General features: G+C 60.4%; 14 protein-coding genes. 11 read left to right on the forward strand and 3 right to left on the reverse strand.

Annotated elements, in window-relative coordinates:
• Positions 1–113: 113 nt before the first annotated feature.
• Positions 114–1,268 carry a class C beta-lactamase gene (ampC, locus tag NUV89_RS10615; RefSeq protein WP_257781254.1) on the forward strand — a complete coding sequence of 385 codons (1,155 nt, stop codon included), beginning with the start codon at positions 114–116 and terminating at the stop codon, positions 1,266–1,268.
• Between the two features lie 46 nt (positions 1,269–1,314).
• On the opposite strand, the gene NUV89_RS10620 is transcribed toward ampC, so the two are convergent.
• Positions 1,315–2,262 (reverse strand): polyprenyl synthetase family protein, encoded by a 948-nt coding sequence (locus NUV89_RS10620; protein ID WP_257781255.1) that lies wholly within the window; start codon positions 2,260–2,262, stop codon positions 1,315–1,317.
• Between the two features lie 287 nt (positions 2,263–2,549).
• Between NUV89_RS10620 and NUV89_RS10625 the strand changes: the two genes are divergently transcribed.
• The 4 genes from NUV89_RS10625 (at position 2,550) to NUV89_RS10640 (ending at position 7,008) form a co-directional block, all read left to right on the forward strand.
• Positions 2,550–3,539, forward strand: coding sequence for a hypothetical protein (locus NUV89_RS10625; RefSeq protein WP_257781256.1), 990 nt, complete (start codon positions 2,550–2,552; stop codon positions 3,537–3,539).
• A 124-nt stretch (positions 3,540–3,663) separates the two neighbouring features.
• Positions 3,664–4,560 (forward strand): dihydrodipicolinate synthase family protein, encoded by an 897-nt coding sequence (locus tag NUV89_RS10630; protein ID WP_257781257.1) that lies wholly within the window; start codon positions 3,664–3,666, stop codon positions 4,558–4,560.
• 59 nt (positions 4,561–4,619) lie between these two features.
• Positions 4,620–6,194, forward strand: a complete 1,575-nt coding sequence (locus NUV89_RS10635) for an aldehyde dehydrogenase (NADP(+)) (protein WP_257781258.1) — start codon at positions 4,620–4,622, stop codon at positions 6,192–6,194.
• A 115-nt stretch (positions 6,195–6,309) separates the two neighbouring features.
• Positions 6,310–7,008, forward strand: coding sequence for a GntR family transcriptional regulator (locus NUV89_RS10640; protein ID WP_257781259.1), 699 nt, complete (start codon positions 6,310–6,312; stop codon positions 7,006–7,008).
• A 47-nt stretch (positions 7,009–7,055) separates the two neighbouring features.
• Here NUV89_RS10640 and NUV89_RS10645 read toward each other — a convergent pair whose 3' ends face one another.
• Both NUV89_RS10645 and NUV89_RS10650 read right to left on the reverse strand, forming a co-directional pair.
• A complete protein-coding gene (locus tag NUV89_RS10645) occupies positions 7,056–8,057 on the reverse strand; it encodes a 4-hydroxyproline epimerase (RefSeq protein WP_257781260.1) in 1,002 nt (333 codons plus the stop codon).
• Between the two features lie 21 nt (positions 8,058–8,078).
• Entirely contained in the window at positions 8,079–9,323 is a 1,245-nt protein-coding gene (locus NUV89_RS10650) for an FAD-binding oxidoreductase (RefSeq protein ID WP_257781261.1), read from the reverse strand.
• A 370-nt stretch (positions 9,324–9,693) separates the two neighbouring features.
• On the opposite strand from NUV89_RS10650, the gene NUV89_RS10655 reads away from it, so the two are divergent.
• The 6 genes from NUV89_RS10655 (at position 9,694) to NUV89_RS10680 (ending at position 15,368) form a co-directional block, all read left to right on the forward strand.
• Positions 9,694–10,524, forward strand: a complete 831-nt coding sequence (locus NUV89_RS10655) for a transporter substrate-binding domain-containing protein (protein WP_257781263.1) — start codon at positions 9,694–9,696, stop codon at positions 10,522–10,524.
• 50 nt (positions 10,525–10,574) lie between these two features.
• Positions 10,575–11,237 carry an amino acid ABC transporter permease gene (locus NUV89_RS10660; protein ID WP_257781264.1) on the forward strand — a complete coding sequence of 221 codons (663 nt, stop codon included), beginning with the start codon at positions 10,575–10,577 and terminating at the stop codon, positions 11,235–11,237.
• Positions 11,238–11,243: 6 nt separating this feature from the next.
• Positions 11,244–11,903, forward strand: coding sequence for an ABC transporter permease subunit (locus NUV89_RS10665; RefSeq protein WP_257781265.1), 660 nt, complete (start codon positions 11,244–11,246; stop codon positions 11,901–11,903).
• A complete protein-coding gene (locus tag NUV89_RS10670) occupies positions 11,896–12,621 on the forward strand; it encodes an amino acid ABC transporter ATP-binding protein (protein WP_257781266.1) in 726 nt (241 codons plus the stop codon). Before NUV89_RS10665 ends, NUV89_RS10670 begins: the two co-directional genes overlap by 8 nt.
• 115 nt (positions 12,622–12,736) lie before the next feature.
• On the forward strand, positions 12,737–14,560 hold the full coding sequence (locus NUV89_RS10675) for a serine hydrolase (protein ID WP_257781267.1): 1,824 nt from the start codon (positions 12,737–12,739) through the stop codon (positions 14,558–14,560).
• Positions 14,561–14,576: 16 nt separating this feature from the next.
• Positions 14,577–15,368 (forward strand): MipA/OmpV family protein, encoded by a 792-nt coding sequence (locus NUV89_RS10680; RefSeq protein WP_257781268.1) that lies wholly within the window; start codon positions 14,577–14,579, stop codon positions 15,366–15,368.
• Positions 15,369–15,485: the final 117 nt, after the last annotated feature.

Here is a 15,485-nt window from a genome sequence, read left to right on the forward strand (position 1 = left end):
TTTTCTAATGACTGCTGCGAAATATGATCGTTTGCCCAAAAACCGCGAACTGCCTACATTGGCGGCGCCTGCGCAGGCTCCATTCAATCGATCATTCTCATGGAAGCAACATCATGCCCCAACATGCCTTGTCTGGAGTGCTGAATTTTACTGCCCTAGCGCTATTTCTCGGTGCTGGCCAGTGCCTGGCGGCGAACGACCTGCACGCCGTGGTAGACGCCAGCGTCAAACCGCTGATGCAACAACAGGCTATTCCCGGCCTCGTCATCGGGGTCGTGCAGAACGGCAAGACGCAATACTTCAGCTACGGCGTTACCGACCAGGACACCCGCCAGCCTGCCAGCGAAAACACCCTGTTTGAACTAGGTTCGGTGAGCAAGACCTTTACCTCCACCCTCGCCGGCTACGCGGTTGCCACTGGCAAACTGAACCTGTCGGCGCCGGCCAGCCAGTACCTGCCTGCGCTGCAGGGCAGCGCGTTCGAGCACATCAGCGTGCTCCAGCTCGGCACCTACAGCGCCGGTGGCTTGCCCCTGCAATTTCCTGAGGAAGCCGACAATACCCAGCGCATGATCGGTTACTTCCAGCATTGGAAGCCCACATTTGCCCCCGCAAGCCAGCGCTTGTACTCCAACCCGAGCCTGGGCCTGTTCGGCTACCTGACAGCACAAAGCCTGAAGCAGCCCTTTGACCAGGCGATGGAGAAGACCCTGCTGCCAAAACTGGGGCTCCTGCACACGTTCATCACCGTACCCAAAAGCCAGATGGGCCTGTACGCCCAGGGCTATGGCAAGGACGGCAAACCGGTGCGCGTCAGCCCCGGCGCCATGGACAGTGAAGCCTACGGCCTCAAGAGCAGCGCCTCGGACCTGCTGCAATACGTTCAAGCCAACCTCGACCCGGCACGCCTGGAGCAGCCGTTGCAACAGGCCATCACCCTCACGCATACCGGTTACTACACCGTCGGGGACATGACCCAGGGCCTGGGCTGGGAAATGTACCCCTACCCCATCGCGCGGGATGCGCTGGTCGCTGGCAATTCGACACAAATGGCCATGGAGCCGCACCCGGCCAACTGGCTGACGCCTGCACAACCACCCCGTGGTGACACGCTGGTCAACAAGACCGGCTCCACCCGAGGATTTGGCGCCTATGTGGCGTACGTGCCGAGCAAGGGTTTGGGCGTGGTGATTCTTGCGAACAAAAACTACCCCAATGGGGAACGGGTGAAGCTTGCACACATCATCCTGGGCGCGATGGACAAGTAGCCCCCCTACCCGGCTGCTTGCACCCAGGCAGTCGGGCGTTGGCGCCTTACGCGAGCATTCGTTCGTAGTAGTTGTCATCGGCGCCAGGCTCGAAATGCACATCACGCACAAACCCTTCAAGCCCCTGGCTGTTGAGCCCGCAGTCAAGCTGACGGAGCGTGCCCAAGCATTGAAGGATGTGGTGGTAGGTGTCCTCCATCAAGGCCAACGCTGCGTCAAAAACGCCGGCCTTGCCCAACGCTCGAATGATTGCGTTTTTTTGCTCTGCCGTTCGCGCGCCTTTAACCAGGGGTTGATTGGCGAGGATCATCAAAAACGACTTGGGGCCGCCTTCCAGGTCTGTCGCAAAGCCTTTCTTTTCAAAATGCGGAATGTGATTGATATCGCAGTAATCGTTCACGTAACGATAATAAACACCCAACTCGTACAACAGCGCTTCAAGTTCAGCGTGCACCCCGTGATCCAGCGGTTTCAAACACTGGCAGGCGTCGAGTAAAAAAACAAAAAAGCAGCCTGTATTGGCCTGCGCGACAAACCCGTACTCTTCCAGGCTGGGTAGCACAGCACCCTCGCTTATCTGCGTGTCGAGGTACTGGCCGATGTGCAAGGATTCCAGGCATTTCAAACCGGCACGCAACACACCCAGGTCATTCAATTCGGTAAGACCGCGCAGCCCCGCGAGATAACCGTACATACCTGACACCAACGCCACAGAGGCGCCGTAGCGCTTCCACACCGCTGGGATACCACGACGCAGGCAATCGCCATCCAGCAGGTCGTCATGGATCAGCGACGCAACATTCATGCGCTCCACGGCAGTGCACAATACGTGAGTCTGGTGTGCGGGCAGACGGTAGAGCGCCGATAGCGCCCACGCGAGTTCCGTTCGAACCTGTTTGCCACGTACGTGTTCTTGATAGGCAAACGGTTCGATCCATTGGGCCTGGGCAGTGGCATACCGCATCGGGTCAATGCCGGGAAAGGACGAAGTCATTAAAATAGCCTCTAGGGCGACACAACAAAGCGCCTCCATACCTGTGCATCTACGCGCAAAAGACCCTCCTACAGCAGCGGCCACCACTTCACACCGGAACATCCTGTTCATTACCAAGCTAGTCCGCAGCTGAAACCGGATTAGACTTTTTATTTTTTTGAGTCCCCCCACCCAATCACGAAAAAATATAAATAGCCGCCCACAGCCAACGGCAGTTTTGGCTATAAAACATACTTTAGGCCTTCAATACTGGGTCTCTCTCCGACCCCACCTGCCAGGAGCCTGAGATGCACAGCGTGTGGCAACAACCCGCGACTTCCCCCCTGAGTCCGTACACCGACCAAGCGCAACAACATACCCGCCAGTGGCTGAAAAACATGGGACTGGAAGCCACCCCGCATGCGGCTCATCAAATGGACATCTACCTTCCAGGCACCTATGCCGGCTACCTGTGGTGTGATGCCCCGCTGGACATATTGCTGATTCTTTCCGACCTGCTGGGCTGGTTCAGTTGCCAGGATGACTTCGCCGACGAAGACTGCACCGACCCCAAGGCCATGGAGCGAGTTTTACGCGAGGTCTACGCCTGCGCGTTTACCTCCGATAGCCGCAGCCGCGAACCCCTCGCGCGCGGGCTTGCGGATATCGTCCGGCGCGCCGCACGCCTGATGCCACCGCAGTGGAAACAACGCCTCGCAGAACAATATGCAACCTACCTGTTGCCTTGCTGCACGGCGCTGATGCATCGCCTCCATCACACCCAGCCGGCCGTGGACGGTTACGAGTGCCAGTGGCGAAACGCTGGCGGCTTTCAAGTCTGCACAGAGTTCAATTACCTGGTGCACAACATCCATTTGCCCTCATCCGCCTACTACAGCGGTCCGTGGCAAGAACTGCGCAATCTGGCGTTGAATTTGTGCAAGGCCGTCAATGACCTGCTGTCCTACGCCATCCTGGAAACCCCCGACGACGATAGCTACAACTTGATAACCCACCTGCGGCACCACCCGGGTTATTCCAGCGAACGCGCAGCCGAGGAAGTGACGCTGCGCATCGAACAGTGGGCCGACCGCTTTGCCAACGCCCAGCAACACTTACCCGTGCGCCTTGCCGAACTCGGCTATGACGCGTGCACCCAGGAGCAAATGCGGGTATGCGCCCAGGCCCTGCACCAACAGTGGCGCGGCAATATTGCCTGGCACTGGGTGGCGCCGCGGTATGGGCAAAATTGCTCGCCCCTCACGCCTTCGCCCCCTCAGCCCCCCTCTGGCTGCTAGGCAAGCGGAGAATTCTTTTGCCATAAAAAGACCAAGATCGGGATGGACAGCAAAATTTTTGAATTGTAGATTGGATACAGTTGACACTTGAGGCCAACTTCCAACAACAAAAAAGGTATCCAAAATGGCAATCTGGAAAGGTGTTTTCCCAGCAGTCACCACCAAGCTGACCCATGACGGCGAAGTCGATCTGATGGCAACCCGCGCCAGCATCGAACGTCTGATCGCCGGCGGTGTTTCCGGCGTCATCGTCCTGCCGATGCTGGGCGAAAACGCGTCGATGAACATGCAGGAGCGTGAGTCGGTGATTCGCACGGCGGTCGAAGTGGCCGCCGGCCGGGTCCCCGTGCTCTCGGGCCTGGCCGAAATCACCCTGCACACCGCGCAGAAACACGCGGCCCTGTACAAGAGCTTTGGTGCACAAGGGCTGATGGTCTTCCCCAGCCTCGGCTACAAGACCGACCACCGCGAAACGGTCGAATGGTACAAGGGCATCGCCAGTACAACCGACCTGCCGATCATGATCTACAACAACCCCATCGCGTATGGCGTGGACTGCACACCGGCGATCCTCGCAGACCTGGTGGATACCCCTGAAATCGTCTGCATCAAGGAAGAAACCGGTGATATCCGCCGCGTCACCGACATGTACGTCGCATTCGGCAATCGCTTCAGCATCTTTTGCGGGGTCGATGACCTGATCGTCGAAAGCAGCGCACTGGGTGTCACCGGCTGGGTGTCCGGCATGACCAACGTGTGGCCGGTAGAGTGCGTGAAACTGTTCAACCTCTGTGCCGAGCAACGTTTTGATGAAGCCCGCGAGCTGTATCACATCCTCACGCCCTCCTTTCACCTGGATGTGCACGTCAAGCTGGTGCAGTACATCAAGCTGGCCGAGCACCTGGTATACGGCGCCCCCGAGTGGACACGCGCGCCGCGCCTGGCCCTGGTAGGCCAGGAGCGCGAGTACGTCATCAACACCGTGCAAAAAGCCATCGACACCCTGGCCGCACGCGGCTGAACCCGTGCGGGCTCATTGCCAGCGCATGGGCCCGCCCCTTCCTTTGAAAGAGAACTGCCATGTCTATTACAGGTCATCTGCTCATCGGGCAGTCGAGGGTTTTCGGCAAAAACGGGCAACTGCAGGGCCTCGATGCCGCAACCGGCGAACCGCTATCACCGCTGTTCGGCGGCGCCAGCCTGGACGATCTTGAATGCGCCTGCGCCTTGGCCGATGCAGCCTTCGATCGTTACCGTGAAACCTCGCCAGAAGAACGCGCGGTATTTCTGGAAACCATCGCCCGTCACATGCTTGCGCTGGGCGACACGTTGATCGCACGCTGCATGACCGAGACCGGCCTGCCGCGTGGACGCATAGAAGGCGAGCGCGCCCGCACCGTCAGCCAGCTTGCGCTGTTCGCATCGGTTGTTCGCGAGGCAGGCTTCATGGACGTGCGCATTGACCCCGCACTCGCCAATCGCACACCGCAAGCCCGTGCAGATATTCGTTTACGCAACATTGCCATCGGCCCTGTGGCGGTGTTTGGTGCGTCCAACTTCCCCTTGGCCTTTTCGGTAGCGGGAGGCGATACCGCCTCGGCGCTCGCCGCCGGTTGCCCGGTGATCGTAAAGGCCCATTCTGCGCATCCGGGAACGTCGGAGCTGGTAGGCCTGGCAATTCAACAAGCCGTGCGCGAATGCAATTTGCCAGAGGGGGTGTTTTCCCTGCTGTTCGATTCGCAACACACGATCAGCCAAGCCCTGGTTGCCGATTGTCGCGTCAAGGCGGTTGGCTTCACCGGTTCGCAACGGGCTGGGGTGGCCCTGATGAATATCGCAGCGGCGCGCCCGGAGCCGATTCCCGTTTTCGCAGAAATGAGCGCGATCAATCCCGTTGTGCTGCTGCCCCATGCGCTGGCTGAACGTGGTGCGCAGATTGCTGCCGCCTTTACGGCCTCGCTGACCCTGGGCGCCGGCCAGTTCTGCACGAATCCCGGGCTGATCCTGTCCATTGAAGGGCCGGCGCTCGCGGCCTTTGAGCGCGCTGCCATCGACGCCCTGGCCGCGTGCCCCGCAGCCACCATGCTGACGCCCCAGATCTACGCGAACTACTGCAATGGGGTCGAGAAACTGCGTGCCCAACCCTATGTCGAGTTGCTGGGACGCGGCAAACCGGGCGAGCGGTTTCAAGGCGAGGCCGCCCTGTTTGCCACGAACGCCGAGGCATTCCTTGCACACCCACCGCTACGCGAAGAGGTATTCGGCGCCTCTTCATTGATTGTTCGCTGCCCTGACGCTGCGACGTTGCTCCAGGCGCTCGACGCGCTGGGCGGCCAATTGACGATTGCGGTTCACAGCGACCCAAGCGACTACCCCGCACTTGCCGCGCTGTTGCCCAGCCTGGAGAAAAAAGCCGGCCGCGTGCTGTTGAACGGTTTTGGCACCGGCGTGGAAGTCTGCCATGCCATGGTCCATGGCGGCCCCTTCCCGGCCACATCAGACTCGCGCACCACCTCGGTGGGCAGCATGGCGATCCAACGGTTTCTGCGCCCCCTGTGCTACCAGGATTTCCCCCAGGCGCTATTGCCTCCGGCACTCCAGGACGGCAATCCATTGGGCCTTGGTCGGCGGGTGAATGGTGAGGTTGAGCCCTGATGCTGAAATGTTTCGCTCTCATCTATTGGAAGCGTCCTACACTCCTGCGCCTGAGGTATGATCGCCCGATAAGGATCTCAAATCCTGGATCCATTCACCTGCCAGTAGTTGAAGAATGTCTAAAAAAGAGCCCTCGCCCAACCTGCGCATCAAACGTCAAAGCCTGCCTGAAACCCTGGCGGAATCCCTGCGCGAGCGGATTCTCAACGGTGAATTCAAGGAAGGTGAGGCACTGATCCAGGAGACCATTGCAACGGAGTACGGTGTCAGCCGCATGCCGGTGCGTGAAGCGTTCAAGGAACTGGAGGCCTCCGGCCTGATTACCACGCAGATTCACAAAGGCTCGGTGGTCAAGACCATCCCGCCGGAGCAGATCGAGGAGTTGTTTGATTTGCGCGCGCTGCTGGAGTCCGAGTTGCTGGAGCGCTCGCTGCCGAACATGACAGACGCCCATTTTGCCGCCACCCAACAGCTACTGCCCCAACTCGAAGCGGCTTACGCCAACGACGACATTGCGAAATGGGGCAAATTCAACTGGTTGTTCCATGAAAGCCTGTACGCCGCAGCTGATCGCGTCCAGACCCTGGCCATTGTGCAAGGTATCAACGTTCAAACCGACCGATACATTCGCCTGCAGCTGTTGCTGACCGCCGGCAAAAAAGAAGCCGAGGTCGACCACCGTGAATTGCTCAGGTTGTGCGAGCAACGTGATGTCAAGAAAGCCGTTCAGTTCTTGCGCAAGCATATTCAACGCGCGGGCTCAGACCTGGTCACGCTGCTCAAGAAAAAACGCCAGAAAGAAACCCAGGCCTGAACCGCGCAAGCGCCCCTGCGCCGGCAAGGGGCTTGCCACCTGTCAGCTCAACTCAGTTGAAACCCATGGGCCAACGGGTCACGGTCATCCACAAACAGGGTGTTATGCCCCGTGACCCGCGCCCAACCGGCGACGCTTGGCAGGATAGCGGCAAAGGTCCCGGCCTCCGTCGCCGACTCGACCCGGCAATCAAACAGCGTGCCGATAATGCTTTCGTGAACGAACTCATCGCCGACCTTCAAGCGGTTTTTCGCAACCAGTTGCGCCATGCGCGCTGAGGACCCCGTACCGCACGGGGAGCGATCAATGGCCTTGTCGCCATAAAACACCGCGTTACGCGCATCGGCCCGCGGGTGCCTGGGCTTGTCACACCACATCACATGGCTCACTCCCTGGATATGCGCGTCTAACGGATGCACCGGTGCCAGCAGCGCCTGCGCGGCCTGGCGCACCAAGGGGCTCAAGCGCACAATCTCGCTGACTGCCATCGAATCCAGGCCTGCCCAGTTCGCCTGGGGCTCGATGATCGCGTAGAAATTCCCACCGTAGGCCAGGTCAATCGTCAATTTGCCTAGGGTCGGCACATCAAGCTCCACCTCGGCGGCATGGAGATAACTGGCCACGTTGTAGAGACGAACCTGCTCCACATAGGCGCCGTTTTTTACATAGTCGATCGCGACACGCCCGGCTGGCGCCTCGATAGCGAGCGTGCCCTCGACTCGCGGTACCACAAGCCCAGCTTCCAGGGCAGCAGTCACCGTGCCGATGGTGCCGTGGCCACACATGGGCAGGCAGCCACTGACCTCGATGAACAGCACGCCGATGTCGCAATCCTCACGGGACGACGGATACAGAATGCTGCCCGACATCACATCATGGCCCCGGGGCTCGAACATCAAGGCTTGGCGAACCCAATCATGTTCGCGCTGGAATATCTGGCGTTTTTCAGCCATCGAAACATTGGGCAGCAGAGGTGCGCCAGCGGTGACTACCCGTACTGGATTGCCACAGGTGTGCGCATCAATGCAGAAGAACGTATGTCGAGACATGGAAATCCCCTTCTTGGCGGTTTAGTTGAAGCGGCTGATTGCATAGGGTGCAAGATCGATTTGCGGCGGCTTGTCCAAGGCCATGTCGCTGACCAGGCGCCCGGTGGTTGCGCCCTGCGTCAGCCCCAGATGGCCATGGCCAAAGGCATAGATGACTGCCGGATTACGTGGCGATGGGCCGATCACTGGCAGGCTGTCGGGAGTTGCCGGGCGATGTCCGGCCCAACACGTACCGCACTCTGTCCGCAGCCCCGGAAGATAATGGGCGGCCAGTCGGGCCAGTGCATGGGAGCGCTTGAAATTCGCCACGGCGTTCAGCCCGCCAAACTCGGCAGCGCCGCCGACCCTCAAGCCGCAGCTCAATGGCGTGGCGACAAAATGCCGTTCAGCGAAGATGACCTCCCTTGACAGCGCAACGCCTGGCGCGGCGAAGGTGGTGTTGTAACCACGTTCGCTTTCCAGCAGAACCTTGTCGCCGACGCACCGGGCCAACTGTCCGGACCACGCACCGGCCGCCACCACCACGGTATCGGCCCGCAGCTGCTGGCCATCGCTGAGCTTCACCGATAGGGCTCCCGCCCCAAGGCCGGACCCGATATCGCAGGCCTGGCCAACCCGGATGCAGAGTCCTCGGCCGACCAGTGATTGGCGCAGTTTATCCACGAGAATCTTGGGGTCCCGCACATGGGACCACTGCGGGGTAAATACCCCGCGGGTGATGGCAGGGCTGAGCGCAGGTTCGAGTTCACGCGCTTCGTCGCCGCTTAGCGCAAGCACCTCGACACCGTGGGCGCGCTTGAGCGCCCACTGCGCAGCATCCCCGTCGAACGCTGCGGCTTGCTCGTAAACCGTCAAGGCGCCGAGTTGCTGTAGCTCATCGAGCAGGCCATGTTCGCCAAGGAGTGGCAGCAGGTCCGTATAGACCCGCGTGTTCAGGGCGGCCAGTGCCTGCGCTATGCGCCTGACTTCCGTCGGGCGACCAGCCCGGGAGAAACGCATCAGCCAGGGGATCAACCTGGGCGCATGAGCGGCCCGTATGGCCAAAGGGCCCATGGGGTCCAGCAACCATCGCGGCACCTTCCACAGCAACCCGGGCACCGAGGCCGGCACCACCTCCGTGACGGCAATACCACCGGCATTGCCAAACGAGGCCTTGTCGCCTTCAGGGTCGCGATCGACCAAGGTGACGCGGGCGCCCCCCTTCAACAGATGGTGCGCCGTTGATAGCCCCACGATACCGGCACCAATTACGAGTACGTGCTTCATGTATCACACCTTCCCCAGATGGAAAAATGCCCGCGTCAAAGACCTGCAGTCAGGATTCAACGGGGCAAAACCGAAGTCGTGTAGATTGGATACACTAAACATAAATTGTCAACACGCTGATGCACGCCAGCCAAATCCGGACACACTTCATTGCTGGCAACAACTTTTCTGATTCGACCAATGCATTGTTTTATATGATTATTCTTATATTTTTTTGATTTCAAGACCACAAAAATACAAAAACAGCTGCTGCGCCCTCTTTCTTCCATGGTTAAACATTTGGTAGATTTTTCGTCGATGGTAGATTGGATACATCAGACATTTCGTGCACTCCCGTTAAAAACAATACCAACCACAACAGGGATACCCCATGAACATTGCCCACTGCATCAGCGCCGCTTTCCTGCTCGTGCTCGCCGCAACAACCCCAACCCTTTCGGCTGCTGCCGAATCGACACTGGATCAGGTCATCTCGAACAAGACCCTTCGGTGTGGCGTCCAGCTCGACTACCCACCCGCCGGCTTTCGCAACGCCAGCAACGAACCGGATGGCTACGACGTGCAGTACTGCAAGGACATGGCCAAAGCCCTTGGCGTAAAGGCGGTGATTGTCGAAACCCCCTCCTCCGAACGCATTCCGGCACTGGTTTCCAAGCGCATCGACGTGCTGATCGCCTCCACCTCGATCTCGCCCCAGCGCGCGATGAGCGTGAGTTTTTCCCAGCCCTACGTGAACTACACCAACGTCGTCCTCACCCGCAAAGACGCCGGCATTGAAGGCTTCGAAGACCTGAGGGGGCGCACTATCGGCGGCGTCACAGGCACCACCACCGAGCAGGAATTGCAGGTGCTGCGCAAAGGCTGGAATGACAGCAAAGGCAGCTACACCGGGTTCGGCAGCGAAGCGGAAAGCTACCTGGCCCTGGCTCAAGGCAAGATTGACGGCGTGATTATCGGCAATGCATCGGCCGCCGCACTGGTCCAGAGCGGGCAATTCCCGACGCTCGCAATCAAAGGTGTCGCCCCGACACCGCCCGACCTGTGCGGCATCGCCGTAAAGAAAGCCGACACACAAATGCTCAACTGGGTAAAGACGTTCGTCTGGACCCAGGTAAAAAACGGGCGTTACGCAGAGCTGTATGCGCAGTACTTCGGTGACGGCGAAGCGCCTTCGCTGGCAGTTGCCGGCGTGGACTACTAACCCCCCTCCTTGAGCGGCGCACGTCGCCGCTCCAGCCCGGAGCCTGCGTTATGTTTGGATATACGTTCTACTGGTCAATGGTGTGGGACAAGCTTCCCGAGCTGGTCGAAGGCGCGCGCACCACGCTCACGCTGACCGTGCTTTCAATGATCGTCGGCACGCTGGTCGCTCTTGCCCTGACCCTGTTGCGCCGCCAGGGAAAAGGCCCCGGCTATGCGTTTGCCACCACCTGGGTCGAGGTGGCGCGAAATACGCCGGCGCTGTTCCAGGTCTACATGATTTATTTTGGCCTGGGTGCGCTGGGCCTGCACTTTTCCAGCTACCTGGCGATGCTGCTGGCGTTGTCGTTCAACAATGCCGGCTACCTGGCCGAGATTTTCCGTGGTGGGCTGCAGGCCATTCCAAAACAGCAGCACACGGCCGCCCGGTCCCTGGGGATCTCGTCCTTCGCCGCCTACACCCACGTGGTCTTCCCGCAGTTGTTCCGGGTTGTCTATTTCCCTTACGTCAACCAGCTCAACTGGGCACTGCTCAACAGCTCCCTGGGCATGATTATTGGCCTGCGCGAACTGACGGGCGCCACCCAGGCGGCCCAGTCCGAATCGTTCAGGACGTTCGAGTTTTTCCTGGTCGCCGCGGGGATGTACTACGTCATGTCCAAGCTTATCGAGGGCGGCGCCCGACTCACCTTCTGGCGCGTGTTCAAGGGGTAAGCCACCATGCAATTCCAACTGGCGTATTCAGGCCTGCAGTGGAGCGATATCGGCTTTTTGCTCAGCGGCATCTGGCACACACTTCTCCTCACACTCCTGGCGACTTTTTTCGGCACGTCCATCGGCATCCTCGTCGGCTGGCTTCGGCAGGAGTCTGCACTTGCCCGCCTGGCACTGGGGCCCTTGGTCAACGTCATTCGCAGCATCCCGCTAATCATCCAGTTCATCCTGGCCAACAGCTTTTTTGCCATGGCCGGCTTCGCGCTGAGCCCGCTGCTGGTCGGGGTCGTCGTCCTGAGCCTGTACATGGGCATGCTGACCTCGGAACTGGTCCGTGCGGGCCTGCAATCGATCCGCCCCCAGTTGCAAAAAGCCGGCCGCTCACTGGGGCTGGGCTACTGGCAAACGCTGCGGCACATATCCGCCCCGCTTGCCTTTCGCACGCTGTTTCCTGGCTGGATTGGCACCGTGATCGGCCTGACCAAGGACACCGCACTGGTGAGCGTGGTGGGCTATATCGAGCTGTTGCGGGCCTCGCAGATCCTGATAAACCGCTCAAACGAAGCACTTCTGGTACTGGCCGGCGCGGGGCTTTTCTACTTCGCCATCTGCTACCCCATTTCGCGCTACAGCCGCCATCTCGAAAAGGTAATGCACCATGATTGATATCAAGGATGTCCGCAAAAGCTTTGGCCCTGTTGAAGTGATCAAGGGCGTCAACCTGACGATCCACAAGGGCGAGGTGTTATGCCTGATTGGTGCCAGTGGCTCCGGCAAGTCCACCTTGCTGCAGTGCATCAATGGCCTGGAGCCGATACAAGGCGGCAGCATCCTGGTGGATGGCACGAATGTGCACGCCAAGGGCACCGACTTGAACAAGCTGCGCCAAAGGCTCGGCATCGTGTTTCAACAGTACAATGCGTTCCCCCACCTCACCGCACTGGAAAACGTGGCCCTGGCACCGCGCCTGGTCAAGAAGATCCCCAAGGCCCAGGCGCTGCAACTGGCGCTTGAGCACCTAGCGTTCGTCGGGCTCGACAACCGCGCCGACATGCGTCCGGCAAGCTTGTCGGGGGGCCAGCAGCAGCGACTGGCAATTGCCCGCGCCCTGGCCATGCAACCCGAGTACATGCTGTTCGACGAAGTGACGTCTGCGCTCGACCCGGAACTGGTCGGCGAAGTGCTGGATACCATCCGCAAACTCAAGGGTTCGGGCATGACGCTCATCATGGTGACCCACGACATTGCCTTCGCCCGCGAGTCCGCAGACCGTATCGCCTTCTTCGACAACGGGCGGATTTGCGAAGTCGGTGATGCGCGTCAGGTGGTCAATGCGCCGAGGCAGGAACGCACGCGCCAGTTCCTCCAGCGCGTCTTGCACTGACCCCAGGCGCAGCAGCTTTCACAGTCTTTGACAGTTTCCCGACAAAGCCCTCAAAGACCGGCAGCCGTCGCGCCCCTAGCATTCGAGCATCCACACCATCATCCGGGTGCTCTTCATGTTCCGCACATTGCGCAGTATCGCGCTGCTGGGTTGCCTGCTCGGCAGCGTCGGTTGCCAGGGGCAGCCGCCGGCCGCGCCGCGCATCCAAAAGGGTGACTACGGCGCGATCCTTCGGTACCTGCAATCACGCATTCCCCAAGAGATGGCCCGGCAGAATGTCGCCGGGTTGTCGATTGCCCTGGTCAACGGCCAGGAACTGATCTGGGCCCGCGGCTTCGGCCTGGCCGACAAGGCCCACGGTGTGCCGGTCACCCCCAATACCGCATTTCGTGCTGGCGGCATCGCCAAACTGCTCACCGCCACGGCGGCGCTGCAATTGGTCGAGCAACAGCGCCTGGGGCTGGATGAGCCGATCCAGCAAACCCTGAGCGAATTCCATGTGCGCTCGCGCTTTCATCCCGACCAGGACGCGGCAGACCGCGATATCACCTTGCGTCGCCTGCTGAGCCACCAGTCCGGCCTGCCCAGCGAGCACCTGCGCGACCTGCACAGCACGTTCGCCATGGGCCTGATGCCAATGCGCATGTCCGGCGTGTGGCTCAGCAGCCCGCCGGGCTCGCAAGTGGCGTACTCCAACCTTGGCTATGCGCTGGTGGGCGCCGCCATTGAGCGCAGCACCGGCAAAAGCTTTGAAGCCCAATTGCAATACAGCGTGCTCAAACCCCTGGAAATGAACCAGTCGAGCTTTATCGGTACCGGCGCGGTCACGGGCTACCGCGCCATGGGCTATCAGGAGGGCAGCGCCAGCAGCGATGCCCAGGTGCGCGACCTGGCTGCCGGGGGGCTATGGGCCAGCCCGAAGGACCTCAGTCACTTCGTGAACATGCTCTTCGCCCAAGGCCTGTACAAAGGCAAGCGCTTGCTGAGCGCGCGCTCCATCGACGCCATGTTCACCCAACAAAACACCGGCAACGCCCTCGACTTCGATTGCCAGATGGGCCTCGGCTGGTTCCTCGCCCCTTGCGGCGATGAACCGGTCGGCCCCGGCGTGCGCACTTACCAGCACAGCGGCGGCGGTGATGATTTTGCTGCACAGCTGAGCTTGCTGCCCGACCAGCAACTGGCGGTCATCATCATGGCCAACGACAGCAACGCCGAAGACCTGGTCGCCCGCCTGGCCACCGATGCCTTGCGCCTGATGCTTCAGGCGCAAACCGGAGAAGCCGTGTGTGGCGACGGCTGCGAGACACCCAACCACGGGTTGAAACTGCGCCATGTACCAGCCGCCCTCGACCGCAAGCGCCTGGCCGGGTTCTATGCCACTGCCTGGGGCGTGTTCCGCATCCGCGATGACCGGGGCCGCTTGTCCGGCGAACTGGCCGGGTTCGATTTCGAACTGCTGCGCGACGAACAAGGCTGGTTGCGCGCACAAAAACGCGTGCTCGGCCTGTGGTTCAAGGACCTCGGCGAACTCGGCCGCGTGCAATTGGACATGGTCACCGTGCAAGGCCGCCAAATGCTTACCGCCCGCAGCCACGGCCAACGTATTGCGATCGGTGAGCGCATCGACCCGCCGCCCTTGCCCCAGGCCTGGGCCGACACCATCGGCACCTATCAGGTGCTCAACACACACGAGCCCGACGCGCCGCTGACCGGTATCAACGTGCGCCTGGAGCAAGGCTTCCTGGTGATTCGTGGCCAATTGCACGACGAACCGCTGACCGACTACATCCTGCTACCCGTCGACAACGCCCACGCCGTACTGGCCGGTAACGGCTATGGCCTGGGCGACACCGTGAGCCGCCAGATCAATGGCCTCAGCGCGTCGGGCTACGCCTTCAAACGCACTCATTCGCCTCACCCACCCCTGAACCTTTAACACGGACGACCCCCTGATGCGCTCTAGAAACCTATGCCTGTCCCTTTCCTCGTTGTGCCTGCTGGCTGCCACCGAGCCTGCCATTGCCGAAGACTGGCAGTACAGCCTCAAGGCCGGCGTCGCCAATGCGCCACGCTACAGCGGCAGCGACGAACGCATGACCGCGCCGCTGCTGGGCGGCAAAATCGTCAGCCCCTGGGGGATTTTCCTCGACACCGACAAGGGCCTGGGCTGGGGCTACGAAGGCAACGCCCTGAGCTTCAGCACCTATATCGGCGCCAGCGCTTCACGCAAGGATAAAAACGAGTCGATGCATGCCGGCTCCAAGCGCCTCAAAGGCATGGGCGAAATCAAATCCCGCGCGCAACTAGGCGTGAGCGCCAGCTACAACCTCGGCGGCGCCATCGTCGGTGCAACCCTGGAACACGCACTCAAGGACGATGACCACAAGGACACTGGCAAGGCCTATACCCACCTGGAACTGAGCCTGGGCACCAACCTCTATGACGGCCGCTACGGCTCGGTCGATGCCAGCCTCAGCAGCCACTTTGGCGACCGTGAATACCTGCAGACCTGGTACGGTGTGACCACCGGCCAGGCCGCCCAAAGCCGGTTCAAGGCCTACAAGGCCGGCGCAGGCAATATCAGCAACGGCATGAACCTGGTGTGGAGTTTGCCGATCAGCGAGCACACCCAGTTCTCAACCTTGCTCGACGTGCAATACCTGGCGGATGAAGCGGGCAAGAGCCCGATTGTGGAGCGGCGCTTGCAGACGTCGGTGATGGGGGTGCTGGAATACACGTTCTAACCTGGCAACCCAATAAAACCCTGTAAAAACAAATAATGTGGGAGCGGGCTTGTGTGGGAGCGGGCTTGCTCGCGAAAGCGGTGGTTCAGTCGCCTGATGCATTGGCTGACACTGCGC

The organism is Pseudomonas sp. 18.1.10 (genome assembly GCF_024655625.1).
GTDB lineage: Bacteria > Pseudomonadota > Gammaproteobacteria > Pseudomonadales > Pseudomonadaceae > Aquipseudomonas.

Excerpts from the sequence above, each read along its gene's own strand:
- ampC (WP_257781254.1), top strand. The coding sequence starts at position 114 with ATGCCCCAACATGCCTTGTCTGGAGTGCTGAATTTTACTGCCCTAGCG.
- NUV89_RS10620 (WP_257781255.1), bottom strand. The coding sequence starts at position 2,262 with ATGACTTCGTCCTTTCCCGGCATTGACCCGATGCGGTATGCCACTGCC.
- NUV89_RS10625 (WP_257781256.1), top strand. The coding sequence starts at position 2,550 with ATGCACAGCGTGTGGCAACAACCCGCGACTTCCCCCCTGAGTCCGTAC.
- NUV89_RS10630 (WP_257781257.1), top strand. The coding sequence starts at position 3,664 with ATGGCAATCTGGAAAGGTGTTTTCCCAGCAGTCACCACCAAGCTGACC.
- NUV89_RS10635 (WP_257781258.1), top strand. The coding sequence starts at position 4,620 with ATGTCTATTACAGGTCATCTGCTCATCGGGCAGTCGAGGGTTTTCGGC.
- NUV89_RS10640 (WP_257781259.1), top strand. The coding sequence starts at position 6,310 with ATGTCTAAAAAAGAGCCCTCGCCCAACCTGCGCATCAAACGTCAAAGC.
- NUV89_RS10645 (WP_257781260.1), bottom strand. The coding sequence starts at position 8,057 with ATGTCTCGACATACGTTCTTCTGCATTGATGCGCACACCTGTGGCAAT.
- NUV89_RS10650 (WP_257781261.1), bottom strand. The coding sequence starts at position 9,323 with ATGAAGCACGTACTCGTAATTGGTGCCGGTATCGTGGGGCTATCAACG.
- NUV89_RS10655 (WP_257781263.1), top strand. The coding sequence starts at position 9,694 with ATGAACATTGCCCACTGCATCAGCGCCGCTTTCCTGCTCGTGCTCGCC.
- NUV89_RS10660 (WP_257781264.1), top strand. The coding sequence starts at position 10,575 with ATGTTTGGATATACGTTCTACTGGTCAATGGTGTGGGACAAGCTTCCC.
- NUV89_RS10665 (WP_257781265.1), top strand. The coding sequence starts at position 11,244 with ATGCAATTCCAACTGGCGTATTCAGGCCTGCAGTGGAGCGATATCGGC.
- NUV89_RS10670 (WP_257781266.1), top strand. The coding sequence starts at position 11,896 with ATGATTGATATCAAGGATGTCCGCAAAAGCTTTGGCCCTGTTGAAGTG.
- NUV89_RS10675 (WP_257781267.1), top strand. The coding sequence starts at position 12,737 with ATGTTCCGCACATTGCGCAGTATCGCGCTGCTGGGTTGCCTGCTCGGC.
- NUV89_RS10680 (WP_257781268.1), top strand. The coding sequence starts at position 14,577 with ATGCGCTCTAGAAACCTATGCCTGTCCCTTTCCTCGTTGTGCCTGCTG.